A 23144-nucleotide genomic window follows, 5' to 3' on the forward strand; every position below is an offset into this window, starting at 1 on the left:
CGGAGCATGGGGAGGGTCTCCTCGTGGTCGGACGGCGTGGTCGGACGGCTTCCGGGGAAACCGGTGGGGATGCGGTGGTCCTGGGGGACCGCGGAACGGTCAGTCGGAATCGGGCGTCGGTGCGGGGCCAGCGGTCACGGGACCTGCGGTCGAGGCGCCTCCAGCCGGTGTCGCGGCATCCGGCGTCCCCGTGGACGTCGTCACGGTGGACGGCGTCGTCGTGGGGGCGGTCGCGGTCGTGGTGGCCGGACCCGGTGTCACGGCGGCGACCTCGGTGATCCGGCCCAGGGGGACGGCGATCTTGCCGATCATGGCGACCGCCTCGTCCGTGCCGCTGCCCAGGCGCACCGAGGTCACCACACCGGACGTGCGGCTTCCCGTGCTGTCGGTGTAGGTGATCGACCGGCCGACGAAGCTGCCGGCGCTGTTGGCCCGCTGCAGGGCGAGCATCGAGGCGTTCTGGGTGGCGATCTGCTCCAGCTTCTCGACCTGGCTGAAGACCGCCGTCTGCGACATCATCTGGCTGCTGTCGACCGGTTTCGACGGGTCTTGATAGCGCATCTGCGCCACGAGGAGCTTGAGGAAGGTGTCCTTGCCCATCTGGTCCGGGCGGTCCACCGAAGAGGTCGGCATGGTGTGGGACGTCGCGGTCGTGCCGCTGACCGGGGCGGTCATGGTTCTCCGTTCTCAGGCGAGGACGTCCACGCCGGTGGACGTGGAAGAGGAGCGGGGAGCCGGGGTGGGAGCCTCGTCGGCGCCCAGCCAGCCGCGAGGCCGGCCGTCGTCGTGGTGCCCACCGGCGCGGTCGCCGGGGGCCTGCTGCTGACCCGACGACCAGGCGCCGCCGGTGTCCCTGTCGACGGAGGCGCGCGAGCAGGTCAGCCCGGCGGTCTCCAGGTCGCGTCGAAGGTCCGGCAGCGACTCGAGCAGGGCGGCCCGGGCGGCCTCGGTCGAGCCGCGCATGCTCAGGTCCACCGAGCCATGCGTGAGGGTCACCCGGACCTCGACCGGCCCGAGGATCTCGGGGGTCAGGACGACGGTCATCGTGTGCGTCCCGTCCGGGGCGGAGCGCAGGACGGCGACGTGCGAGGCGACCTGCGCACCGGCCGGTGCTGACGTCCCGGTGGTGGCCGCGGTCGTCGCCGAGGCGGTGGGAGACACCGGGGGGGACGCTGCGAGCCCAGTCACTGGCGTGATCGCGGGGCCCGGCGCCGAGGACTCCTGGTGCGGGGAGCTCGGGGCGTCGGCCGAGGCACCGTCCGCCGGCGTCCCCGAAGCTGCAGCTGCCGGGACGACGGCGCCAGGCGTCGGGGTCGCGGCGTCCGCCGTGGAGGGGTCGGACGCCGGAGTGGTGGCCGGGGCGGCCGCGAGCGCAACCGCCTGAGTCGCGGGGACCGGGGTGCCGACGGCGGGAGCGGCGGTCTCGGCCGGCGCCGCGACGACCACGGTCAAGCCGGGCAACGGGGCCACGCCGTCGGGAGTGGCCGGAGCGGCGGGCACCGGCGGAACAGCTGGCGCGGGAGTCGCCGGGAGGGCAGGAGCCTGCGCGGCGGGCAGTGCCGTCGCGGCCGCCGCGGTCAGCCGTGTCGCGGGCAGGTCGACGCCGGCAGCAGCGGCGCTGGCCAGCGGGAGGGGCGCAGCCCCGGGCAGGGCGACGGCGTCGACCACTGCGGCCGCGACGGCCGGGGTCTCCGTGGCCGGGGCGGTCGCGACCGGTCCGGCGCCGGCCACGAGGGCCCAGAGCGCCGGCGGCATGCCGGCCGGCGGGACCACCGGGACGGCCGGAACGGGCGTGGCCTCGGCCGGCGCGTCCTCGGCCGGGGCCTGGGCGGTGGGCTCGGCGGTGGGCTCGTCGCCGGGACCCGCGGCCTCGCCGGTGGGGCGGCCGCGTCCACCGGAGACCGCGTCGTCGAGCGCCGAGGCGAATCGCTCGCCGGCGGCCGGGTCGGTCGCGGGCGCGCGGGACGCCGACGCGGGGGCGACCGGCGGTGCGGCGGGCAGGACGGGCGCTGTCATCGGTAGGTCTCCGCCTTGCTGGTCACGGCACGGACGTAGTTCTGGGTCTCGGCGTAGGGCGGGATGCCGCCGTAGCGGCTGACCGTGCCCGGGCCGGCGTTGTAGGCGGCCAGGCCGAGCTCGGTCGACCCGAACTGGCCGGTCAGCTGGCTGAGGTACCGGGCGGCGCCGTCCACGGCAGAAGCCGGGTCGAGCGGGTCCACCCCGAGACCACGGGCGGTGGCCGGCATGAACTGCATGAGCCCCTGGGCGCCGGCGGGGGAGACCGCACGGGAGTCGAAGCCCGACTCCTGCGAGGCGACCGCCGCGAGCAGCGCGGGATCGACCCCGTGCCGGTTGCCGGCGCGGGTGAAGAGGTCGGCGTAGGGGACACCGGAGAGCGAGCCGGCCGCCGCCGCCGGTGCGGCGGCCGCCTGGGCGGGCAGGACGCGCCGGATGACCGCCGGGTCGCCGACCGGCTGCACCTTGACCGTCTCGCCCTCCTGCGGGGCGGCGATCATCTTTCCGTCGCCGACGTAGATGCCGACGTGGTCGATGCCCGGGCGGGAGGAGTGGTCGAAGAAGACCAGGTCGCCCGGCCGGGCCTCGGACAGCGAGGCGACCGGGCGGCCCGCGGTGGCCTGCTGCGAGGAGGTGCGCGGGAGGTCGATGCCCAGGTCGTCGAAGACGCGCTGGGTGAAGCCGGAGCAGTCCAGCCCCTTCGCCGGGTCGGTGCCGCCCCACAGGTAGGGCACCCCGAGGTACTTCTGCGCCTGGGTCACGACCGACCGCTCCGAGGCCGAGCCCGCGGGAGAGGCCAGGGCGGCCGACGTCGTGGCCGTGCCGGTGAGGCCGGCGGCCGTGGCAGCGCTCGCCCAGTCCCCGGCCACCGACGTGCGCACGGGCGGGAGGAAGCGGGCCTGGATCTGGCTGATCCGCGTCTGCACCTGGGTCAGTCCGTCCACGGGACCTCCCCGGCGGCGGACCGGCGGCCGGAGCGGCCGGTCACGAGATCGTCCACACCTCTCTCCTCGGCAGCCTGGTCGGCCAGTCGCACCGCCTCCAGGTGCCGTTCCCGCAGCCGTTCCAGGCCCTTGGTCCGCTGGGCGGCCGCGGTCCAGGACACGCGCACCAGCTCGGCCTGCTCCGCCGAGGCGGTGGCCAGGGCGCGGGCGGCCGCCGCGTCCTCGGCGGCCACCCGCGCGAGCACCATCGCCGCGCGGAACACCCCCGGGCCCATCGGACCGGCCGGGACGGCGGAGGTGAGGGCGGTCTCGGCCTCGGTGGCCCGCCGGTCGGCGTCGGCGGCGGCGCGAGCTGCCTCCGCCGCTGCGAGGCCGGCGGTCCGCTCCTGCGTGCGGCGCAGCTCGAGCACCGGCTGCAGCCGGAACGCGGCCCGCTTCACGCCGTCCCGCCCCGGCGGCCCGCGAGGCCCGTCACGCCGACCGGATGATCCGGTTGAGCCACTCCCACGCCTCGGGCGCGTCGGTCAGCTCGCCGGTCGGCTGCTGCAGGAAGGCCTCGATCGCCGGCGCCAGCTGGCGGGCGCGGTCGACCAGCGGGTCGCTGCCGGCCTGGTACGCGCCGATCTCGATGAGCTCCTTCACGTCACGCAGCGCGCCGAGCAGCCGGCGCACCTCGCGGGCGTCGGCCATCTGCGGGGCGGGCACGACCGCGCCGGCGACCCGGGAGATCGACTCGAGCACGTCGATGGCGGGGAAGTGGCCGGTGGTCGCGAGCTTCCGGGTCAGCACGATGTGCCCGTCGAGGATGGAACGGGCGGTGTCCGCGATCGGCTCGTTGTGGTCGTCGCCCTCGACCAGCACCGTGTAGAGCCCGGTGATGGACCCGATCTCCGCGGTGCCGGCCTTCTCCAGCAGCCGCGGCATCATCGCGAAGACGCTCGGCGGGTAGCCGCGGGTCGCGGGCGGCTCGCCGGCCGACAGGCCGACCTCGCGCTGGGCCATCGCGGTGCGGGTGATGGAGTCCATCAGCAGCAGGACGTCGCGGCCCTGGTCGCGGAAGCCCTCGGCGATGCGGGTGGCGACGAAGGCCGCCTTGAGCCGCACCAGCGGGGGCTCGTCGGACGTGGCGACCACGACGACGGTGCGGGCCAGGCCCTCGGCACCGAGGTTCTCCTCGAGGAACTCCTTGACCTCGCGGCCACGCTCCCCGATCAGGCCGATGACCCGGACGTCGGCGTCGGTGCCGCGGGTGATCTGGGACAGCAGCGTCGACTTGCCCACGCCGGAGCCGGCGAAGATGCCCAGGCGCTGGCCCTTCCCGCAGGGCACGAGGGTGTCCAGGGCCCGGACGCCGAAGGTCAGCGGCCGGTCCACCCGGCTGCGGGACAGCGCGTGGGGGGTCTCGCTGGCCAGGTCCACGAACTCGATGCCGGCGTCCAGCGGCGGTCCGCCGTCCAGCGGCCGGCCGAGTCCGTCGAGCACCCGGCCCAGCAGCGCCTCGCCGACCGGCACCTGCAGCGGCATCCCGGTGGCGCGCACCGGCGCACCGGAGTGGACGCCGGAGAGCTCGCCGAGCGGCATGCAGGTGAGTCGCTCGCGGCCGACCGCCACGACCTCGGCCAGCAGGCCGCCGTGCGGGGTGGGGTTGACCTCCACGAGGTCGCCGACCGAGGCGACGATGCCCTCGACGGTCAGCGTGAGGCCCATCGCGCCCACCACCTGCCCGGTGAGCTGGGGGCGCGCCGCGGCACGGGCGCGGTCGAGCAGACCGGTGCTCACGGCACCAGCACCGCCCGCACCCGCTCGAGGGCGGTGCCCAGCTGGGCGTCGATGCGGGAGGAGCCGGTCTCGGCGACCGCGCCGGCCCGCTCCACGGCCGGATCGGCGACGACCCGCACGGTGGCGGGCAGCTCGGCGAGCGCCTCGGCGGGGATCTCGCGCAGGTCGTCCGGGTGCAGCCGGACCACCGAGGGCGCGTCGACCGGGCACAGCGTCAGCGCCCGGCGGACGGCGTCCATCACCGGGGAGTCGGCGAGCGCCAGCTCCCGGCAGAGGAGGTCCTCGACGAGGGTCACGACGATCGAGACGATCGAGTCGCGGACGTCCTCGGCGACGGGCAGGGCGGCCTCCTCCAGCTGGGTGACCGCCGCGCCGAGGGCGGCGGTGGCCGAGACCAGCCGCCGCTCCCAGCGCGCCTGCACCTCGGCCAGCCGGGCCTCGGCGGACCGCTCGGCCTCGGCGACGACGGACTCGGCCGCCAGGCTGCCCTCGGCGTGGCCGGCGGCGAAGCCCTCCCGGTGGGCGTGCTCGCGCAGCCGGGCCAGCTCCTCGGCGTAGACGTCGCCGAGCCGGAAGGAGGTCCGGTTGGCCGGTACCGGCATGTCCGCCGCCCGCCGGATCGTCGTCCGCCGCTCCGCGGTCTGCGGCTCGGGGACCGCGACCCGGGTGTAGGGCGCCGCCTGTGCCGTGGTGTCGCCCCGCAGCAGCAGGGACTCCCGCGGTGTCCCCGGGCGTCCCCCGGCCCCGTCCAGGGTCCCGCCCCGAGCGTGCGAGGGGTGGGGGGGACGGGGTCCTCTCTCAGGCGACGAACTCATCGTCGACTCCCCGGGAGATGGTCAGCACGCCCTGCTCCTCCATGGTGCGGATGACCCCGACGACCTTGGCCTGCGACTCCTCGACCGTCCGGGTGCGGACCGGGCCGAGCAGCTCGATCTCCTCGGCGAGGTTCTCGGCTGCCCGCTCGGAGAGGTTGCGGACCACCTTGTCCCGGACGTCGGGACGTACGCCCTTGAGCGCGGTGGCCAGGTCGTTGGCCTCGACCTCGCGCAGCACGAGCTGCAGCGAGCGGTCGTCGATGGTGACGATGTCCTCGAAGACGAACATCTGCGCCCGCACCTGGTCGGCGAGGTCGGGGTCGGTGTTCTCCAGCCACTCGAGGATCGACCGCTCGGTCGGCCGCGGCGAGCGGTTGATGATCTCGACCAGCGTCTCGACACCGCCCACCGTGCTCATGTCCTGGTGGGCCAGCAGCGACCCCATCCGCCGGCCGAGCTCCTCCTCGACGAGGCGGACCATCTCCGGCGAGGTGCGGTCCATCGTCGCGATGCGGTGCGCGACGGCGGCCTGCTGCTCGGGGGCGAACCCGGACAGCACCTCGGCCGACTGCGCCGGCGTCAGGTGCGCCAGGACCAGGGCGATGATCTGCGCGTGCTCGTCCTTGAGGAAGGTGACCAGCTGCCGGACGTCGGCGTTGCGCAGCGAGGCGAAGGGCACCTCGGTGTAGACGACGTTGAGCCGGGACAGGATGCCGTCGGCCTTGTCCTCGCCCAGACCCGCCGCGAGGATCTCGCGGGCGAAGTCGACGCCGCCGCGCCCCACGAACCGCTGCGCGCTCATGAGGTGGTGGAACTCCTCGAGCACGCCGTCGACGTCGTCGGCCTCCACCGTGCCGAGCTTCATCAGCTCGCGGGTGACCAGCTCCACCTCCCGCGGGCGCATCTTGGCCAGCAGCGCGCCGGCCTCCTCCTTCGACAGCTGGGCGATGAACACAGCGGCCTTGCGCAGGCCGGGCATCTCGGCACGCCGGGCGACCGGCAGGACGGCGGTGGTGGCGGGCAGGTTGGGCGTCAGCCCGACCATCTGCTCGACGCTCGCGATCGTCATGACTTCGACTCCGACAGCCAGCCGCGCAGCATCGCCGCGACCTCGTCGGGCTTCTCGCTCACCATCGACGAGATCTCCCCCCGCACGCGGGCCCGCTCGGCGGCCTCGAGCTCCATCTGCTCGCTGTCGATCGCCTCGTCGCGGGTGCTGGCGATCCGGATGCGGTCGAGCTCGGCCATGACGTCGTCGGGCAGGTCGAGCGCCTCGTAGTCCTCCTCGTCGTCCTGCCGGCGGCGCGAGCGCAGCCAGACGATGAGCACCAGCAGCCCGATGCCGAGGGCGATGCCACCGGTCTTCACCATCGACCAGAGCTGCTCCTGCTGCTCGGCCTCGCGGGCGGCCTCCAGCTCGGCGGCGGCCTGGTCGGCGGCGGTCGTGTCGAAGGCCATCGCGGCCACCGTGATGTCGTCGCCACGCGCCACGTCCAGGCCGACCGCGTTGCCGATCAGGTCCTCGACCTGGCCCTGGTTCAGGTTGCCGGCGACGGCCTGGTCCATGACCACGGACACCGTGAGCCGGTTGATCGCGCCGGGTGCGCCCTGCACCGTCTCGACGGTCTCCCCGACGGCGTTGTTCGCGGTCGTCGACTCCTTGTTGTAGGTGGAGTCGCCGCCCCCCGCCGCGTCCGGGGCGTTCTCCGGGCCCAGCACACCGCCGACGGCGGCCCCGGTCCCGGTGTAGTCCTCGGTCGAGGTGCTCTCCGAGACCGGAGGGGTGCCCGCCTCGTAGTTGTAGGTCTTGGAGGTGGTGTCACGCCGGTTGAGGTCGAGGTCGGCCCGCACCGAGACCTGCGCGCGGCCGGGGCCGAGCACGCGGTCGAGGATGATCTGCGCGTTGGCGGCGAGCCGGCCCTCGTACTCCTGCTCCAGCTGCGACCGGGCGTCGCCGGCGGCCGCGGTGACCCCCTGGCCGGGAGCCGAGAGCACCTGGCCGGTGGAGTCGGCCACGGTGACCTGGTCGGCCGCCATGTCCTGGATGCTCGAGGACACCAGGTTGGTGACCGCCTGGATCTGCTCGCCCGCGAGGGTCGTGCCCGGCGCGAGGTCCAGCAGCACCGACGCGGTGGGCTCGGCCTGGTCGCTGACGAACACCTCCTCCTCGGGCAGCGCGAGGTGCACCACGGCGGACCGGACGCCGTCCAGCGCCTCCAGGGTCTTCGACAGCTCGCCCTCCAGCGCGCGCTGGTAGGACACCTGCTGCTGGAACTCGCTGGTGGTGATGCCCTGCTCCTCGAGCAGGGCGTACCCGGTGTCGGAGCCGGCCGGCAGGCCCTTGCCGCTCATCGACAGGCGCAGGTCGTAGACCGCGTCGTTGGCGACCATGATCGTGCCGCCGCCGTCGGCCAGCTCGTAGGCGACACCGGCCGCGTTCAGCTCGTCGACGATCGCCGAGGCGTCGCTCGAGGCGAGGTTGGAGAACAGCGGCGCCATCGTCGGCGCGGTGCTCCAGCGGACGAAGAAGAACCCGCCCAGGAGGAGGCCGACGGCCAGGAGGCCGATGACCACCTTCTGGCCGAGGCTGATCGTGGACAGCGTGGAGCGGATGCGCTCCAGCGGCCCGGCGAGGGCGGCGGGCATCAGACCGGCATCCTCATGATCTCGGTGAAGGCGTCAACCGCCTTGTTCTTGATGGTCACGACCATCTCGGTCGCGAGCTTCGCCTCGTTCGCGGCGATCATGTAGTCGTGCACGTCGCGCAGGTCGCCGGTGGCGGCCTGGGTGGCCAGGCTGTCGGACGCGGACTGGGTGGCCTGCAGCTGGTCCAGCGACGCAGCCAGCACCGAGGCGAAGTCGCCGCCCTGGGCGGCCGCCGTCCCGGTGGTGGCCTCCGGGCCGGCCACGCTGCCGATGGCGGGCGTGGGCATCACGGGGAACGAGATGCCGCCGATGGGTGAGGTCATGGTCAGCCCCTCCCGAGGTTGAGTGCGGCCTGGTAGGCGTTGGTGGCGCGTTCGACGACGGCGAGGTTGGCCTGGTAACCGCGCTGCGCCATGAGCAGCTGGACCATCTGGTCGCCCATGTCGACGTCGGGGTAGCGCACGTAGCCCTCCTCGTTGGCGAGGGGGTGGTCGGGCTCGTAGACGATGCGGCCCTGGGGGTCGCCGCCGAACTCGGCGCGAGCCGCGCGGACGCCACCCTCGCCGGATCCGTAGTCCACGGACTGGGCGACGATCAGCCGCTCGCGGAAGGGCTCCTCGTCGAAGGGGTTCACCGTGTTGACGTTGGCCATGTTGTCCGAGACGGCGTCCATCCACTTGCGGTGGACCAGCAGTCCCGAACCGGAGATGCCGAGGGTGTCGAAGACGGCCATCTCACTGCGTCCTGAGGGCGGTGCGCATGACGTTGTACTTGCCGTCGAGCGCGTTGAGAGCGAGCTGGTATCGCAGCCCGGTCTCGGTCGCGATGACCGTCTCGGCGTCCAGGTTGACGTTGTTGCCGTTGGTGTTCGTCGGTTCCAGCGAGCGCGCGATGCTGCCACCGGAGGCGGTCGGCGACTGCCCACTGGCGAGGGCGCCGCGCAGGCCGGACTCGAAGTCGACCCGGCCGGCGAGGAACCCCGGCGTCTGGATGTTGGCGATGTTGTCGGCGGTGACGCGCTGCCGCTGGGAGAGCCCGCTGAGGGCGGCGTGCAGGGCCGACGAGGTGACGTCGCCGATCATCGGGCGACGCTCGTCGAGCGGGCAGGACGGCAGGACACGATCGGCCTCCGGGTAGGCGGAAGACACTCGCGAGCGAGTGAGGGGTCCGCCGATCCGTGGCGAGGGCTGTGCTGTCCGTGCTCCTGTTCCATCGGCATCCCCGGCCCCAGGGATGACCACGTGTCGCCCACGGGAGTGACTGCCGTTGGCAGATGGTGTGCCGGTGGCTCGTGTGGCGAACGGGGAGCGATCGTCGCCCGGAACGCGAGAGCCCCCCGGGACGCCGGGGATCCGGCGGCCGCGGGGGGCGGGGGAGTGCGGGTCTACAGAGCCCGGTCGATGAAGGAGGCCACCGGACGCGGTGGCGCGTAGGACATCCGGGCCGCGACGTCGCGCTGGCGCTGGGACTGGATGATCGCCTCGACGAGGGCCTCGGCGACAGCGAGCTGGTGCTGCAGCAGGCGGGCCGCGCGCTCGCGGAGGTCCGGCGGGACGGGGCCGAGCCCGGTGGGTGGCACCCACTCCTGGGCCCGGCGGCCCCACTCGGCGATCTCCTCGGTGCGGGCGCGGTCCATGCTCGCCTCGGCGGCGAGCACCTCGCCCTCGAGGTCGTCGAGGACGGTCGCCCAGTCGGCCGGCACCCCGTCGCCGGCGGCGGTCATGCGGGGGTGGCGGCCAGGGCGGCCGCCGCCTGCCGCCAGGCATCACGCAGCGGCTCGACCACCTGCAGGCAGGAGGACACCCGGTTGCGATCGCCCTTGATGTTGGCCTGCACGAGCTCGCCGATCAGCCACGTGTAGAGCGCGGCGAGGCGGGGGCCCCCCTCCCACGCGTCGACCTGCAGGCTGCTGCGGAGCTCCAGCACGATCTCCTGCGCGTGCTGGAGCTGCTCCCGAGCGCCGGCCCGGTCGCCCTCAGCCAGCGCTGCCTGGGCGCGCTCGAGGTCCAGGGCGAGCCGGTCGTAGAGCATGACCAGCAGCCGCTGGGGCGAGGCGGTGGTGACGGTGTCACCGATGTAGCGGGCGCGGAGAGAGGCGGCACTCATCGAAGCTCCTGGGAAGGCGGGGCGTTGGAAGGAGGATCGGCCGGGACGGCGGTCAGCTGTAGCTGGGCAGGGAGGAGATCTGGCCCGCCAGCCAGCTCGACTGGTTCTTCATCGAGCTCAGCGCCGTCTCCATGGCGGTGAACTGGCGGGTCAGGGTGTCCCTGCGCTGGGCCAGCCGCAGGTCCCAGGCCTCGATGCGGGTCTGGATGTTCTTGGCGAGGGCGTCCCGGCCCTGCGCCAGGAGGGTGAGAGTGCCGGTGGTCACGTCGGTGCTGCTCTTGGCCAGCTCGTGCACCCGCTGGACGACGCCCTTGACCGCGGCCGCCCCGCCATCGGCGGGGGTGCCGGTGAACAGCTTCTGCACCAGCGCCGGATCGGCCTTGAGCTTCTCGGCGAACTTGCCCGCGTCGAACAGGACCGTGCCGTCCTTCTGCAGCTGGAGGCCTGCGGCGGCGGGGGAGCCGCTGCTGCCGACGGCGTCCGACACCGCCGTCAGTACACGGCCGGACAGGTTCATCAGGGCGGAGTCGCCCTTGAGCACCGCGGCCGGGCCGCCTTCTGCCGCGGTGAAGGTCTTGATGCCACCCAGGGCGCTGTTGATGGCGTCGACGAGCGACTTCACCTTGGCGGCGACGCCTTCGGGATCGGCGGTCACACCGACGGTGACCTGGACGCCGGGGTCGGCCTTGCTGACTGCGATCGTCGCCCCCGGCATCAACTCGACGAAGGAGTTGGTGGCCGAGAAGACGTCGTAGGCGCCAGGCCCGGTGCCGACCTTGAGTTGGGCGTCTCCTGCGGGGGTGACGATGCCCATCGTCTGGCCGGCGAGGGAGAACTCGGCGGCCGCCCCGGTCTCCTTGGAGGTGACCTGGAGCTGGTACTTGCCGGGGGACACCTGGACGGCGGTGGCGCTCAGTTTCGCGTCGGTGCTGCCGTTGATCGCGGTGACGACGTCGGCGAGCGAGCCGGTGCCGCCGATGGCGATCGGAGTGCCCCGGGAGGAGCCGTCCTTGTTCAGCACCTGGATCGAGCTGCCGAAGCCGGCGTTGTCGGCGGTGCTCCCGAACGGGGTGCCGTTGGTGATGACGGCGTGGGAGGAGGCGAGCTTCTCGACGGAGAAGGCCAGCGAACCGGTCTGCGGAGCTGAGCCGAGGGAGGCGGTCACGGTGTTCGTCGAGCTGCTGGCTCTGGACATCGCCCAGGTCTCGGGCTTCGTCAGCGTCTCGGCAGCGGCACGCACTGCGTCGAAGCGGGTGTTGATCGAGCGGTAGGCGTTCGCGCTGGCCGTCGTCGTCGACAGACGGGTCTTCAGCTGCGCCTGGGGCGCGCCCTCGGCCTGGACCAGGGAGTTGATCAGACTGGTGGTGTCGAGCCCGGAGATCATCCCGTCGACGGTCATGCCTGCCACGGTGGGGCCTCCTGGTGCTCGGTGCTGCTGGTGCGGATGGGGCAGGTACCAGTGAGGGGGGAGGTCCGAGGACCTCCCCCCTCACCGGGTGGTGCGGTGGTGCTACTGCGTCAGCTGGTCCCTGGCGGGGATCAGCGGAGCAGCTGCAGGACGCCCTGCGAACCCTGGTTGGCCTGGGCCAGCATCGCGGTGCCGGCCTGCGACAGGATCTGGTTGCGGGTGAACTGCATCATCTCCTGGGCCATGTCGGCGTCGCGGATGCGCGACTCCGACGCGGACAGGTTCTCGACCGACACGTTCAGGTTGTTGATCGTGTGCTCGAACCGGTTCTGCAGCGCACCCAGGTTGGCGCGGGCGGTCGACACGGCCTCGATCTTGGTCGAGAGCAGCGTCACGGCCGCCTGAGCGCCGGCGTGGCTGCTGAAGTCCAGCGCCCCGGCGGCACCGGCGGTGCTAGCGGCGAGACCGGTACCGGCCGCGCCGTGCGTGCCCGCGGTGGCGCCACCGACGACCGTGCCACCGCTCAGCGAGCGGACGACGAGCTCGTTGTCCGAGTTCACCGTGGCGCTCAGCGACTGGCTGAAGCCGGCGTCCTTGTTCAGGGCGTCAGCGACGTCCTGAACGGTGTCGTAGTCACCAGCCGCGCCGAGGGTGACGTTGACCGTGCTGGTGTTGCCGGCGCTGTTGGTGACGGAGAACGACTGGGCGCCGGTCACCGCGGTGGGGGTCGCCACCGCGATCTCGGCACCAGCCGAACCGACCGACAGCGAGGAGGCAATGGCAACGACGTTCGACGTGGTGAGACCCACGTCGATCTTGCTGTTCGCGTTGCCGTCCGCGCCGACCTGGAACTTCAGGGTGCCGGCCGTGCCGTCCAGCAGCTTGATGCCGTTGAAGTTGGTCGACTTGCCGATGCGGTCCAGCTCCGCGACGAGGCTGGTGGCCTCGGTGGCGATGTTGGTCCGGGACTCGGTGTTGTTGCTGTCGTTACCGGCCTGGACGGCCAGGTCACGGACGCGCTGGAGGATGGAGTGCACCTCGGTCAGCGCGCCTTCCGCCGTCTGGACGACGGAGATGCCGTCCTGGGCGTTGCGCACAGCGACCTTGAGCCCGCCGACCTGCGAGCGCAGGCCCTCGGAGATCGCCAGACCGGCCGCGTCGTCGGCGGCACGGTTGATGCGGAAACCACTCGACAGCTTCTCCAGGCTCTTGGACATCTGGGTGTCCGTGGCCGAGAGGTTGCGGTACGAGTTCATCGCCGCGATGTTCTGGTTGATGCGCAGACCCATGGTGTTCCTCCTTGGAATGGGGTCTTTCTCCTGATTCCCGCTGCATCCGTGCTGCGGGCCGTGCACCCCTTGTTACGGCTGGGGTGAACCGGGACTTGAGGCGAGTTCCGGATTTTCTCCGTCCCGTCTCACTCAGGCGGGTCGCGCGGCGCTCCGAGCACCGCCGGCCCACGCGCTGCGCTGTGCGGGGAGGGGAGGGGCGTTCCGCCCGGCCACGCGGTCGACGTAGGAACGCTGCTGGTTGCGGGCGCGCACCCCGCCGTCGGCGGGGACCGCCTGCCCCTCCCACAGCTCGCTCATCGCCGCGTGCAGGAGGGTCAGCGCGCGGGCCCGCATCTGGGACACGCGGGAGAGGGTGACGCCGAGGTCGGCGGCGATGTCGGTGAGGGACTCCCCGCCGAAGAAGTTGCGCTCCACGACCTCGTCCAGCCGGTCGGGCAGCGCGCGGATGGCGTCGTGCAGGTACCGGGACCGCTCGTTGCGCAGCACGGCGCGCTCGGGGGACTCGCCGGTGTCGGGCAGGTCGAGAGAGCCGCCGTCGGGCCCGGACTCGGCGTCGATGCTCACCATCACGGCGCGGTGCACGTCGACCTGCAGGCTCTCCAGGTCGCTGCGCGCGATCCCGAGGCTGGCGGCGAGCTCCTCGCGGGTCGGCGGCCGGCCCAGCGACATCGCGAGCGCGTCCGCAGCGGCGTCCGTGCGCCGGGCGGCCGCCCGCACGCTGCGGCTGGCCCAGTCCCCGGAGCGCAGCTCGTCGAGGACGGCGCCCTGCAGCCGGGCGAGCGCATACGTGGCGAAGGAGGCGCCGGCCGACGGGTCGAACCGCCGGGCCACCTCGACCAGCGCGACCCGCGCGCAGGAGAGCAGGTCGTCGCGGCTGACGTGGCTGGGCAGCGCGATGCGAGAGGCCACCGCGTTGACCGCGAACGCGGCGAGCGGGAGGTGCGCGGTCACGAGGGCGTCGACGTCCCTGGTCACCACGTCCCGCGGAGGGGACGGCGGCCGCGGGGCGGGGATCCACGGAGGAGCCGAGGCGGCAGATGCTCTCACGTCCTCCTTCTCGGCGGACCTGACCCCGGTCGGCACCGCCCGGCCGGGATGATCTCGCCGAACTCCGGCCCTCGGCTTGAGGGACCTGGCCGAGGTGCCGAAGCCACCTCCTGAGAACCCGCCGACGGCACCCATGCCGGCCGTGGGGAGACGACGGAAGGACGGTGGGGGCCATGGTCATCAGCACCGACTACCAGCACCTGTCGACGTTGCTGTGGCGGGAGCAGGAGTTGCTGGACCTGCTGCTGTTCAAGGCGGAGGAGAAGCAGTACCTGATCGTCACGGGCAAGACCCGCTGGCTGGCCCGCATCGCTCACGAGATCGAGGTCGTCCTCGACCAGCTGCGCACCCTCGAGGTGGAGCGGGCGGCGGCCACCGAGGCGCTGGCCGCCGGTCTGGGTGTGGGTGTCAATCCGTCACTGCGGAAGCTGGCCGAGGCCGCTCCGGCGCCATGGGACGACCTCTTCGCGAAGCACCACGAGGCGCTGCTGGTCCTGGTGACCGACCTCCGCAGCCTCTCCGACGCCAACCGCGAGCTGATCGAGGGTGGCCTCGCCGCCATCGGCGACGCCCTGCTGTCGGTCAAGGCACCCACCGCCGGCACGTACGGCGCCACCGGCCGGACGACCGAGCGGTCCGCCCGCGCCGTGACGCTGGACGGTGCCCTGTGAGCACCTTCGGGTCGCTCAACACGGCGACCACCGCGCTCTGGGCGCAGCGTCGCGGGCTCGACGTGACCGGGCAGAACATCGCCAACGTCAACACCGAGGGCTACTCCCGCCAGCGCGCCGAGCTGCGGGCCATGGGCGGCACCGGCGTCGCGGCGTTCTACTCAGTGAGCCCGGCCACCAGTGGCGGGGTGAAGGTCGAGGACGTCATCCGCATCCGTGACTCCTTCCTCGAGGGGCGGGGGCACCTGGAGCTCGGCAACCACGCCCGTCTGACGGCCGAGACGGAGGCGCTGGGACTGGTCGAGCAGGCCTTCCGGGAGCCCGGCGACACCGGCATCCAGAGCCTGCTGTCGGACATGTGGTCCGGCTGGGGTGACGTGGCCAACGCCCCCAAGGACGAGGCGGCGCGCAGCCAGGTGCTGCAGCGCACGTCCACCCTGGTGGCGGGGATCAACACGGCGGACGCGGCGTTGGTCGCCCAGTGGGGCCAGAACCGGGACAACATCGAGGTCCTCGTCTCGGACGTGAACAGCTCGAGCCGCTCCATCGCCGAGCTCAACCACGCGATCGCGCGCGCCAGCCTGACCGGGATGCCGGTCAACGAGCTGACCGACCGGCGCGACGTGCTGGTGATGAAGCTCGCCGGACAGGTCGGCGCCACTGCCCGTCCGGGGGCCGACGGTGCCGTGGACGTCGTCGTCGGCGGGATCAGCCTGGTGTCCGGCTCGACGGCGACCGCGCTGGAGGTGCAGGGGACGCTCGCCGCCGACGACCTGCGCAACCCCGGTTTCGCCGATCGGCCCCGCATCGTCACCACACCGGGTGGCGTCACCATCCCCGCCGGGGGGCAGGCCGGCGGTCAGCTCACCGCGCTGAACTCCGTCGTCCCGGAGTACCGGGCGCGGCTGGATCAGCTGGCGCAGGACCTGGCGTCCGCCCTGAACACCGCCCACCGCAAGGGCTTCGACCGCAACGGAGACCCGGGCACGGACCTGCTCGGCGCCAAGGGAGGCGCGACGACCATCACCGCCGCCAACCTCCGGCTCGAGATCACCGACCCGCTGAAGGTCGCCGCCTCGTCGGTCGGGCCGACGGCAGGCGTGCCGGCCCTGGACAGCGGCAACGCCGACGCCCTCTCCGAGCTGCGGCTCCGGCCTTCCGGGCCGGACGCCGACTACCGGCGGATGATCGTCGACCTCGGTGTGCAAGGCGCGGTCAGCAAGCGGAACCTCGACATCCAGTCGGTCGTGCTCACCCAGGTCGACGCGGCGCGGGAGTCGGTGTCCGGGGTCAACCTCGACGAGGAGATGTCGAACATGCTGCAGTTCCAGCACGCCTACAGCGCCGCGGCGCGGATGGTGACCGCCATCGACGAGGCGCTCGACGTGCTGATCAACCGCACCGGCGTCGTGGGGCGCTGACCTGATGCGGATCACCCAGCGCGCCGTCGCGCTCACCAGTCTGCAGGGGCTCAACCGCAATCTCGACGCCGTCGGCCGGCTGCAGCAGCAGCTGACTTCCGGCCGGCTGATCAGCAACCCGTCGGACTCCCCGACGGGTGCCAACCGGGCCATGCAGACCCGCAGCGAGCAGGCCGCCACCGCGCAGCAGGCTCGCAACATCAGCGATGCCAAGTCGTGGTTGGAGAGCAGCGACTCGACGATCCAGGGCATGCTCGACATGGTCCGCAAGGTCCGCGACCTCACCGTCCAGGGCGCCAGCACCGGGTCGTCGTCGGAGAGCAGCCGGTCGGCCATCGCCACCGAGGTAGCCTCGCTGCGGGAGGCGCTGGTCGGGCTGGCCAACCGCAACGTGCAGGGGCGGCCGATCTTCGGCGGGGTGACCCCGGGAACGGCTGCCTACGCCGCGGACGGGACATACGTCGGGCAGGCGGGTCCCCCGATCACCCGCCGGGTGTCGGACGTCGAGCAGATCCGCATCGACATCACCGGACCTGAGGCCTTCGTGAGTGCTGACGGCGAGGACTTGTTCGCCGTCGTCGGTGCCATCGCGGGTGACGTGGTCACCGACCCGGACAAGCTCAGCGACCACCTGAACTCCCTGGACGCGGTGATGAACACGATGCTCGGCGCACTGGCGGACATCGGTACCCGGTCGAAGCGGATCGAGGGCGCGCAGCAGATCAACACGGACCTGTCGCTGTCCTTGAGCAGCCTGCTGGCCGAGACCGAGAACATCGACCTGCCCAAGACGATCATGGACCTGGAGATGCAGAAGGTCGGCTACGAAGCTGCCCTCGCCGCGACCGCCAAGGCGCTCCAGCCGACGCTCGTGGACTTCCTGCGATGACCCTCTCGGCCGTTGCCACCCTGCCGTTGCTGTCGCTGACCGAGCCGCTGCCCGGCTTCCCCGGGCACCGGGACTACGTGCTGGTCACCGCCGATGGCGACGGGCGGCTGTTCTGGCTGCAGTCGATGGACGCCGACGGCCCGCGCTTCCTCGCGATCGACCCGGCCATGTACTTCCCGGAGTACGCGCCGACGCTGCCGCCGACCGTGTGCGGCGAGCTCGGACTCGAGCAATCGACGGAGATGCGGCTGTACTGCCTCCTGACGGTGCCACCGGAGGGACCGTCCGCCGCGACGGCCAACCTGCGCGCCCCGATCGTGGTCAACCCGGCGAACTGGCGTGCCGTCCAGGTGGTCCTCACCGACAGTTCGCATCAGATCCGGCGTCCCCTGCGCCGATAACACACCTGGGCGGCACCGCCGCTCCTCCGCCCGCGCCGCGGGCACCGCCACGGACGGCCACCCACACCCATGGAGGGGTACCCATGCTCACACTCACCCGTAGCGTCGGCGAGACGATCCGCATCGGCGACGACATCGAGGTGCACGTCGTCGAGGTCCGGGGCGGCACCGTCCGTCTCGGCTTCAAGGCCCCCCGGGAGGTGACCATCCACCGCGAGGAGGTCTACCGGCAGATCGCCGAGGCCAACCTCCTGGCGGCCCAGGTCACCGCCGACACCCTGAGCGCGCTCGCTGCCTTCGCCCCGCCCTCGATGCCCTCCGCCGGCGCAGCCCAGGACCCGGCCACGGAGGACGCGACGACCTGACAGGACACGCCCGGTCTGAACCCCTCCCGGTTGGCTACATCTGCTGATGACCGCACGGGAGGGGTCGACCGGGCCATCGACACGGGCAAGAACTGCCGAAGAGATGCCCGCACAACTGCGGATCGCACATCGAGTGTTGTGCCCATGTCGCGCCCCTCATGCGCCAGAGTTGCCCCAAGCGCATTACAGGGGGCGATCAACATGCAACAGAACGCAGTCACTGGGTCCGGCATCGATGCCGCATCGACCGCGGGTCTCGGCACCGAGTCCGACACCGTCGTCGTCCACGTGCAGTTGCGGCCCCGGCGCGGCTCGACCCGGCGGTGCCTGGCCGCGCTGGCCGATCTGGCCGGCGAGCACCCCGAGGTGTCCTTCGCCGTCACGGGACTGAGCAAGGACGACCGCGTGGTCCGGGTGACCGTCGGCGTGGAGCTCGGCCCCCGCGATGCGGTCGCCCGGTTCTCGCCCCAGGCCCAGGCCGCCTACGCGTTCGTGAGCGCCGTGTTCACGTCGCTCTACGACCACATGCCGGTCTACGCGGTGGAGCCCAGCGGTGCCGAGCGCACCGCCGCGGCCGACCTGATGACCCGACTGGTCCCCGGCTCCGCGGGCGACGTCGTCCCGGCTCCCCGGCAGCCCTCCCCGGCCGAGCACGTCCTGGCCTGAGCAAGGACCCCCTGCCCCCCACCACTCGTAGGCGCACGGCGGGCCCCTGCAGGGGACCTGCTGCCTGTCGCGAGTCCCTGCCCCACCGCCCGCAGGTCCGCGGGCGGGGGCGTGCACGGCGCCGCTGTCTTCCCCACAGTCGCTCAGGAGTCCCGGTGAACACCCGTATGTCCGCAACCGTCCCCGCCGACCGCGCCGCCCAGCTCCGCGACCGCGCACCCCTGGTGTTCGGCGGCCTCCCCGAGACCGAGGGCTGGGTCCTCGCCCCCATCACCGCCCGGGACCGGGTCCACTTCCGGGTGGACCGCGAGCTCCCGCTCGACGAGTTCCGTCGCGACCTGCCCGACGGCGTCACGGTGAGCTACGACCAGGGCGAGGGCCTCTACCGGGTGGACGGCGCCAGTGGCTCGGGTCAGGTGCTGGCCGACTGGGTGCGTGCCTGGTGCGCAGGGCGTGGGTGCAGCACCGTGGGCCTGCGGGCCGAGGCCGACGTCCGGCGCCGCGCGCCGCGAGACCTGCCGCCGGCCTACCTGGACGCGCTGTGCCGCCACTACCTGCCGGTCAGCCTGAAGCGGCTGCAGCGCAACATGAGCACGATCCGGCTGCACCTGCCCGACCCGGACGACCTCACCCAGCAGGTGAGCGAGTGGATCCTCAAGGCGGTCGGCCAGTACGACGAGACCAAGGGCGTCCCCTTCGGCGCGTTCCTGGCCACCCAGTTGTCCAAGTGGGTCCACGACCTGGGGCGCAACGCGCACGGGCGCACCGCGGCCGACACGGAGAACAAGCAGCAGAAGGCGATCGCGGCGTTCCTGACCGAGCACCAGCGTCGCCCCAGCGAGAAGGAGCTGGCCGCCTACATGGGCCAGACCGTGGCGACGCTGCGGCGCAACTCGCAGACGGTCGCGACGCTGAACGGGCTGCGCAACCTGCAGTCGCTGGACGGCGGCCCCGACGCCACCGAGATCATGCTGCCCGACACCAGCGAGGCCCCCGACGAGATCATGGGCGAGGCGGAGCAGACCCTCCTCTCGCACGCCCTGACCGCGGCGTGCGCGCCCGATCCGTCGGCACGGCCGGACCAGCGGGCCGGGCAGCCCAACGTGCTGGGCTGGGCGACGTGGTACCTGACCACGTGGGGTGGCCGGACCAAGACCCAGCTCTCCGCCGACCTGGGGACCTCGGTGCGCAACATGAACGTGCACGCCGACCGGGTCGAGAAGGTGCTCAAGCAGCGGCTGGAGGAGCTCGCGGACTGACCGGGTTCCGCGCCGAAATGCCGCCGATCCGGGTCCATCGGGGCCCCGGCCTGCCGATATCTCCAGCGTGACCGACTGCACGGGGGCCCACCGCGACAGCGGGCCCGTGCCGGCGGCGCCGCCCCGGGATACCGCCCGGTGAGCGCGCTCGCCGCGGGGGAGCCGATGCCCGACGTCCTGGTGCCGCACTGGCTGGCCGAGACCGACCGTGCGCTGCTGGCCCACGTCGTCCGTGCCGCGCTGGAGGACCCCGACCTGCATCCCGTCGCCGCCGTCCACCTGGCCGACGTGCTCACCGAACTGCACGTCGCGGCCGCCCGCGACGCGGTGTGGCCGGCGTCGGCGGCCCGCGTCCGGCGGGTCACCGGGTGGAGTGCCGACGTCCTGCCCGTGCGGCTGTCCGCCCGCGAGCTCGCGAGCGTGCTCGCCCTGCCGACGACGCCGGACCCGCTGCGCGGGCGGCTGGTCGGAGGGCGGCCGTGACCGCGGGGCGGTTCGGTGGCGCCGGGCTCCTGCAGCGGCTGCGACCCGTGCCCGTCACCGCGGCCGACCTGCGCCGGGTGGCCGACCGGGTGCTCCCCGCGCTGGCCACGGAGGGACTGGTCCTCGGCGTGACCGACGACCGGGCGGATGGCCCGGTCCTCGTCGTCGAGGAGGGCGAGCGGCGGGCCCGGACGCCGCTGCGCGACCTCGCCGAGGACATGACCGACGCCCGGGTCGGCGCGACGCCCGAGGCGCTGGCCGCGGCGCTGACCGCCTGGGTCCAGGCCCGCCCCGTCCCCGATGCGGCGGCGGCGGCGACCGGCATCGCGGTCCTCGACTGGACCGATCGCAGCCAGTCAGCGGTCGGCTGGCGGATCGTCGTCCGCCGGGGTCCGGCCGCGCTGCCGTGGCGCCCGTCGGCCGCTGCGGACGGGCGCGCCGTGCACGCCGTCCGGACGGCGGCGCTCGGCCGCGCCGAGAGCGTCGCCGGTGAGCTGCGCGTCGAGGGGCCGGTGGCGCTCTGGTCGCATCCGGAGCTGCCACTGCTCGCCTCCGCGGTGCTCGCCAGCCCCGAGCGGCTGCTCGCCCGGATCGCCGCGGCCGGCCTGCGGATGGCCGACCCGCACGTCGTGGTGACCCCCCGCTCGGCGGTCGCCTGCGCCGACGCGGGCGTCGCCGCGCGGCTGGCCGGGGAGACCGGCGAGGCGTGCCTCCGGCTGCCCTGGCGTCAGCTGTCCCAGCTGCGCTGGACCTGAAGACCCCGTCCCGGGCTCCACGCCCTGCCGTGGCCCAGGCTCGCCGCGGGCCTGCGAGAGGTGAGGGGGGTGGGGTCCTTCCGGGGGGCCTCTCTCAGGCTAGGTGGCCGAACTCCCAGTGCCACGGCTCCGGCTTCTCGCCGCCGGGTCGCGCCCAGTCCGGCTGGACGAACCCGAACCGGCCCGCGTTGGCCGCCATCCACGCCGACTGCGGCGTCCCCGCCACGTTGACGCCGCCGCACAGGTCGATCGCCAGCGCCCAGCCGTGGTTCGAGGTGCCGGGGACGGCGGCCAGGGCCGGCTTGGTCCGGAACGCGGTCACCTGGGCGGCCAGCGAGCGGTAGGAGTCGGTGATGCACAGCGGGCGCTCGAAGGCGGCCGTGAACGCCTCGGCCAGCGCCGCGTAGCCGGCCGCGGCATCGCACCGCAGGGCGTGCCCGCGGGCGATCGAGCACAGCGCGGGCGCCGGGATGCCCCCGTTGGTCCAGCCGCCCCAGGCCGGGCTCACCGGACCCGGTGGCGGCGGCACGGCACCGCAGGCGCTGCGGCCCGAGGTGCCGGCCGGGAGTGCGGCGTTGGGCTGCGCCGCGGCCGCCAGGGTGACCCGCACCGCCCCGGTGACGTCCGACAGGGGGCGGACGCCGACCTGGTAGGTGGCCGCCGACGCGCCGACGACCTGCCCCTCGCCGAGGTAGATGCCCACGTCCGACCCGCCGTCGGCGAACACCAGGTCGCCGATCTGCAGCTGGCTCAGGGGGACGGCGGACCCCGTCCGCCACTGGTCGGCGGCCGAGGTCGGCACCGCGTGGCCGGCCAGCAGCCAGGCGCCGGCCGCCAGCCCGCCGCAGTCGTAGGCGTCGGGCCCGACGCCGCCGGGGACGTAGGGCTTGCCGACCTGGGCCAGCGCGCTGCTCACCGCGGCCACGGTCTCCGCGGGCAGCACGGTGACCGGCCGGTTGCCGGCGACGGACCATGCCACGCCGGGGACCGGCTGGCCTTCGCCGTCCAGCGCGGGGGAGAAGCCCGGGGGCAGGGCCGCCGGATCGGCGAGGGACGCCGCCGACGGCGGCCGGATGCCGGCCGCGGCCAGTGTGCCGAGGAGGTCCTGCCAGCGGCGCAGCGCCTGCTGGGCGCCCTCCTGGGCGGGGACCGGGACGGCGCCGACCGTGGTGAGCCGGGCGGCGACGTCCGCGGGCAGCCCGCCGGCCTCCGCGCGGAGGTCCGCGAGGACGCCGGCGGCCTGCGCCTCGATCGCGGCGACGGCGGCCTGCGCGGTGGCGACCCGGTGGACGGCGAGCTCGAGATCGGTCCCGGCCCGCCCGGCCCGGACGACGGTGCGCTCCAGGTCGCGGTCGGCCCGCTCGGCCACCGACGACTCGTGCAGCACGTCGGGGGCCGCTGCCGGGTCGTCCAGGTCCAGCGTGAGCAGCGGATGGCGGCTCTCGGGTGTGGAGCGGTAGAGGGCGGCCGCCCGGGCGCCCACGGCGGCCCGCTCGGCGGCGACCCGCGCCCGGGCGGCCCGCTCGGCCTCCTGGGCGCTGGCCAGCTCGGCCCGCCGGGCAGCGAGGTCCTGCTCGAGGGAGCGGTAGCGGGCGGCGCCGTCGGTCATCCTGCTGTGGGCGGTGAGGGCGAGGTCCGGTGTGCCGGTCGGCTCGGCGGCGGTGCCGGTCGCCTGCGTGCCCGGGAACACCAGGCCGGCCAGCACGGGCAGGGCGAGACCGAGCGCCGCCAGCGACAGCCGCAGCCGCCAGCGCCGGGTCCCGGTGCCGGGCTCGGTGCGGCGGGAGCCGGGCTTCCTGCGCGACGTCCGGGCGGGCTTGCCCGCCGTGGGGCGACCGCGCCGGCCCGGGGCCGGGCGGCGGGCGGGGCGGCCGGTCGTGGAGCCGGCGGTCCGGGCGGCGAGGGCGGCCTCGAGCGCCTTCGCCTGCGCGGGGGTGAGCGGGGGGCGGGACCGCGCCGTCCCGGCGGGGGAGGTCCGGGTGGACGGTCGGCCCGCCGAGGACGGGCGGGCGCCGGTGCGGCGGGCGGCGGCTTCGCGGGCCGAGGCGAGCAGGGCGGCATCGGGCGTGGCGCCGCGCGCGTCCGCGGGGCGGGGCCGGCCCGGCCGGGGACCGGGCGTGCGTGGTGCAGGCACTGCGGTCCCCCGGCGGTCTCGTCCTACGCGGCCGGCTCCGCAGGTGC

General features: G+C 73.8%; 26 protein-coding genes. 9 read left to right on the forward strand and 17 right to left on the reverse strand.

Features of this window, described 5'->3' with window-relative positions:
- Positions 1–99 precede the first annotated feature (99 nt).
- From GCU56_RS08070 to GCU56_RS08145, 16 genes are all read right to left on the reverse strand, one after another.
- Complete coding sequence (locus tag GCU56_RS08070; protein WP_163480994.1) at positions 100–675, reverse strand: flagellar hook assembly protein FlgD; 576 nt, start codon at positions 673–675, stop codon at positions 100–102.
- A 12-nt stretch (positions 676–687) separates the two neighbouring features.
- A complete protein-coding gene (locus GCU56_RS08075) occupies positions 688–2016 on the reverse strand; it encodes a flagellar hook-length control protein FliK (RefSeq protein WP_163480995.1) in 1329 nt (442 codons plus the stop codon).
- A complete protein-coding gene (locus tag GCU56_RS08080; protein ID WP_163480996.1) occupies positions 2013–2960 on the reverse strand; it encodes an NlpC/P60 family protein in 948 nt (315 codons plus the stop codon). The genes GCU56_RS08075 and GCU56_RS08080 overlap by 4 nt, the downstream gene beginning before the upstream one ends.
- The gene (locus tag GCU56_RS08085) at positions 2948–3400 is read right to left on the reverse strand and encodes a flagellar export protein FliJ (RefSeq protein WP_163480997.1); all 453 of its coding nucleotides are present in this window, start codon (positions 3398–3400) and stop codon (positions 2948–2950) included. Before GCU56_RS08085 ends, GCU56_RS08080 begins: the two co-directional genes overlap by 13 nt.
- Positions 3401–3431: 31 nt before the next feature.
- On the reverse strand, positions 3432–4739 hold the full coding sequence (locus GCU56_RS08090) for a FliI/YscN family ATPase (protein ID WP_163480998.1): 1308 nt from the start codon (positions 4737–4739) through the stop codon (positions 3432–3434).
- Complete coding sequence (locus GCU56_RS08095; protein WP_163480999.1) at positions 4736–5554, reverse strand: FliH/SctL family protein; 819 nt, start codon at positions 5552–5554, stop codon at positions 4736–4738. The genes GCU56_RS08090 and GCU56_RS08095 overlap by 4 nt, the downstream gene beginning before the upstream one ends.
- Positions 5538–6623 carry a flagellar motor switch protein FliG gene (gene fliG, locus GCU56_RS08100; RefSeq protein WP_163481000.1) on the reverse strand — a complete coding sequence of 362 codons (1086 nt, stop codon included), beginning with the start codon at positions 6621–6623 and terminating at the stop codon, positions 5538–5540. Before fliG ends, GCU56_RS08095 begins: the two co-directional genes overlap by 17 nt.
- Positions 6620–8200 (reverse strand): flagellar basal-body MS-ring/collar protein FliF, encoded by a 1581-nt coding sequence (gene fliF / locus GCU56_RS08105; protein WP_163481001.1) that lies wholly within the window; start codon positions 8198–8200, stop codon positions 6620–6622. Before fliF ends, fliG begins: the two co-directional genes overlap by 4 nt.
- The gene (gene fliE / locus GCU56_RS08110; RefSeq protein ID WP_163481002.1) at positions 8200–8523 is read right to left on the reverse strand and encodes a flagellar hook-basal body complex protein FliE; all 324 of its coding nucleotides are present in this window, start codon (positions 8521–8523) and stop codon (positions 8200–8202) included. The genes fliF and fliE overlap by 1 nt, the downstream gene beginning before the upstream one ends.
- A gap of 2 nt (positions 8524–8525) precedes the next feature.
- Positions 8526–8933, reverse strand: coding sequence for a flagellar basal body rod protein FlgC (locus GCU56_RS08115; protein ID WP_163481003.1), 408 nt, complete (start codon positions 8931–8933; stop codon positions 8526–8528).
- A 1-nt stretch (position 8934) separates the two neighbouring features.
- Entirely contained in the window at positions 8935–9282 is a 348-nt protein-coding gene (gene flgB, locus GCU56_RS08120; RefSeq protein ID WP_163481004.1) for a flagellar basal body rod protein FlgB, read from the reverse strand.
- Between the two features lie 302 nt (positions 9283–9584).
- Positions 9585–9923 carry a hypothetical protein gene (locus tag GCU56_RS08125; protein WP_163481005.1) on the reverse strand — a complete coding sequence of 113 codons (339 nt, stop codon included), beginning with the start codon at positions 9921–9923 and terminating at the stop codon, positions 9585–9587.
- On the reverse strand, positions 9920–10306 hold the full coding sequence (gene fliS, locus GCU56_RS08130; protein WP_163481006.1) for a flagellar export chaperone FliS: 387 nt from the start codon (positions 10304–10306) through the stop codon (positions 9920–9922). Before fliS ends, GCU56_RS08125 begins: the two co-directional genes overlap by 4 nt.
- Before the next feature lie 52 nt (positions 10307–10358).
- Positions 10359–11705, reverse strand: coding sequence for a flagellar filament capping protein FliD (gene fliD / locus GCU56_RS08135; protein WP_163481007.1), 1347 nt, complete (start codon positions 11703–11705; stop codon positions 10359–10361).
- 140 nt (positions 11706–11845) lie between these two features.
- Positions 11846–13003 carry a flagellin N-terminal helical domain-containing protein gene (locus GCU56_RS24540; protein ID WP_163481008.1) on the reverse strand — a complete coding sequence of 386 codons (1158 nt, stop codon included), beginning with the start codon at positions 13001–13003 and terminating at the stop codon, positions 11846–11848.
- Positions 13004–13135: 132 nt separating this feature from the next.
- On the reverse strand, positions 13136–13984 hold the full coding sequence (locus tag GCU56_RS08145; RefSeq protein WP_345771718.1) for a sigma-70 family RNA polymerase sigma factor: 849 nt from the start codon (positions 13982–13984) through the stop codon (positions 13136–13138).
- A 242-nt stretch (positions 13985–14226) separates the two neighbouring features.
- Between GCU56_RS08145 and GCU56_RS08150 the strand changes: the two genes are divergently transcribed.
- The 9 genes from GCU56_RS08150 to GCU56_RS08190 all read left to right on the forward strand — a co-directional run bounded on the left by GCU56_RS08150 (position 14227) and on the right by GCU56_RS08190 (position 20963).
- Positions 14227–14724: a flagellar protein FlgN gene (locus GCU56_RS08150; RefSeq protein ID WP_163481010.1), complete on the forward strand. Its 498-nt coding sequence runs from the start codon at positions 14227–14229 to the stop codon at positions 14722–14724.
- Positions 14721–16145, forward strand: coding sequence for a flagellar hook-associated protein FlgK (flgK, locus tag GCU56_RS08155; RefSeq protein WP_163481011.1), 1425 nt, complete (start codon positions 14721–14723; stop codon positions 16143–16145). Before GCU56_RS08150 ends, flgK begins: the two co-directional genes overlap by 4 nt.
- A 4-nt stretch (positions 16146–16149) precedes the next feature.
- Complete coding sequence (gene flgL, locus GCU56_RS08160; RefSeq protein WP_163481012.1) at positions 16150–17034, forward strand: flagellar hook-associated protein FlgL; 885 nt, start codon at positions 16150–16152, stop codon at positions 17032–17034.
- Complete coding sequence (gene fliW / locus GCU56_RS08165; RefSeq protein ID WP_163481013.1) at positions 17031–17435, forward strand: flagellar assembly protein FliW; 405 nt, start codon at positions 17031–17033, stop codon at positions 17433–17435. Before flgL ends, fliW begins: the two co-directional genes overlap by 4 nt.
- An 83-nt stretch (positions 17436–17518) precedes the next feature.
- A complete protein-coding gene (gene csrA / locus GCU56_RS25485) occupies positions 17519–17800 on the forward strand; it encodes a carbon storage regulator CsrA (RefSeq protein ID WP_163481014.1) in 282 nt (93 codons plus the stop codon).
- A 201-nt stretch (positions 17801–18001) separates the two neighbouring features.
- Positions 18002–18466 carry a hypothetical protein gene (locus GCU56_RS08175; RefSeq protein ID WP_163481015.1) on the forward strand — a complete coding sequence of 155 codons (465 nt, stop codon included), beginning with the start codon at positions 18002–18004 and terminating at the stop codon, positions 18464–18466.
- Positions 18467–18621: 155 nt separating this feature from the next.
- On the forward strand, positions 18622–19725 hold the full coding sequence (locus GCU56_RS08180; RefSeq protein WP_345771719.1) for a flagellar biosynthesis protein FliA: 1104 nt from the start codon (positions 18622–18624) through the stop codon (positions 19723–19725).
- Between the two features lie 138 nt (positions 19726–19863).
- Positions 19864–20208, forward strand: a complete 345-nt coding sequence (locus GCU56_RS08185; protein ID WP_345771720.1) for a hypothetical protein — start codon at positions 19864–19866, stop codon at positions 20206–20208.
- Positions 20205–20963, forward strand: coding sequence for a hypothetical protein (locus GCU56_RS08190; RefSeq protein WP_163481016.1), 759 nt, complete (start codon positions 20205–20207; stop codon positions 20961–20963). The genes GCU56_RS08185 and GCU56_RS08190 overlap by 4 nt, the downstream gene beginning before the upstream one ends.
- 94 nt (positions 20964–21057) lie before the next feature.
- Here GCU56_RS08190 and GCU56_RS08195 read toward each other — a convergent pair whose 3' ends face one another.
- Complete coding sequence (locus tag GCU56_RS08195) at positions 21058–23097, reverse strand: NlpC/P60 family protein (RefSeq protein WP_345771721.1); 2040 nt, start codon at positions 23095–23097, stop codon at positions 21058–21060.
- Between the last annotated feature and the right edge of the window lie 47 nt (positions 23098–23144).

Source organism: Geodermatophilus sabuli (assembly GCF_010686765.1).
GTDB classification, from domain to species: Bacteria; Actinomycetota; Actinomycetes; order Mycobacteriales; family Geodermatophilaceae; genus Geodermatophilus; species Geodermatophilus sabuli_A.

Bases quoted from the DNA above. Each gene is read 5' to 3' on its own strand.
- GCU56_RS08070 (WP_163480994.1), bottom strand. From the start codon at position 675: ATGACCGCCCCGGTCAGCGGCACGACCGCGACGTCCCACACCATGCCG.
- GCU56_RS08075 (WP_163480995.1), bottom strand. From the start codon at position 2,016: ATGACAGCGCCCGTCCTGCCCGCCGCACCGCCGGTCGCCCCCGCGTCG.
- GCU56_RS08095 (WP_163480999.1), bottom strand. From the start codon at position 5,554: ATGAGTTCGTCGCCTGAGAGAGGACCCCGTCCCCCCCACCCCTCGCAC.
- fliG (WP_163481000.1), bottom strand. From the start codon at position 6,623: ATGACGATCGCGAGCGTCGAGCAGATGGTCGGGCTGACGCCCAACCTG.
- fliF (WP_163481001.1), bottom strand. From the start codon at position 8,200: ATGCCCGCCGCCCTCGCCGGGCCGCTGGAGCGCATCCGCTCCACGCTG.
- fliE (WP_163481002.1), bottom strand. From the start codon at position 8,523: ATGACCTCACCCATCGGCGGCATCTCGTTCCCCGTGATGCCCACGCCC.
- GCU56_RS08115 (WP_163481003.1), bottom strand. From the start codon at position 8,933: ATGGCCGTCTTCGACACCCTCGGCATCTCCGGTTCGGGACTGCTGGTC.
- flgB (WP_163481004.1), bottom strand. From the start codon at position 9,282: ATGATCGGCGACGTCACCTCGTCGGCCCTGCACGCCGCCCTCAGCGGG.
- GCU56_RS08125 (WP_163481005.1), bottom strand. From the start codon at position 9,923: ATGACCGCCGCCGGCGACGGGGTGCCGGCCGACTGGGCGACCGTCCTC.
- fliS (WP_163481006.1), bottom strand. From the start codon at position 10,306: ATGAGTGCCGCCTCTCTCCGCGCCCGCTACATCGGTGACACCGTCACC.
- fliD (WP_163481007.1), bottom strand. From the start codon at position 11,705: ATGACCGTCGACGGGATGATCTCCGGGCTCGACACCACCAGTCTGATC.
- GCU56_RS24540 (WP_163481008.1), bottom strand. From the start codon at position 13,003: ATGGGTCTGCGCATCAACCAGAACATCGCGGCGATGAACTCGTACCGC.
- GCU56_RS08150 (WP_163481010.1), top strand. From the start codon at position 14,227: ATGGTCATCAGCACCGACTACCAGCACCTGTCGACGTTGCTGTGGCGG.
- flgL (WP_163481012.1), top strand. From the start codon at position 16,150: ATGCGGATCACCCAGCGCGCCGTCGCGCTCACCAGTCTGCAGGGGCTC.
- fliW (WP_163481013.1), top strand. From the start codon at position 17,031: ATGACCCTCTCGGCCGTTGCCACCCTGCCGTTGCTGTCGCTGACCGAG.
- csrA (WP_163481014.1), top strand. From the start codon at position 17,519: ATGCTCACACTCACCCGTAGCGTCGGCGAGACGATCCGCATCGGCGAC.
- GCU56_RS08175 (WP_163481015.1), top strand. From the start codon at position 18,002: ATGCAACAGAACGCAGTCACTGGGTCCGGCATCGATGCCGCATCGACC.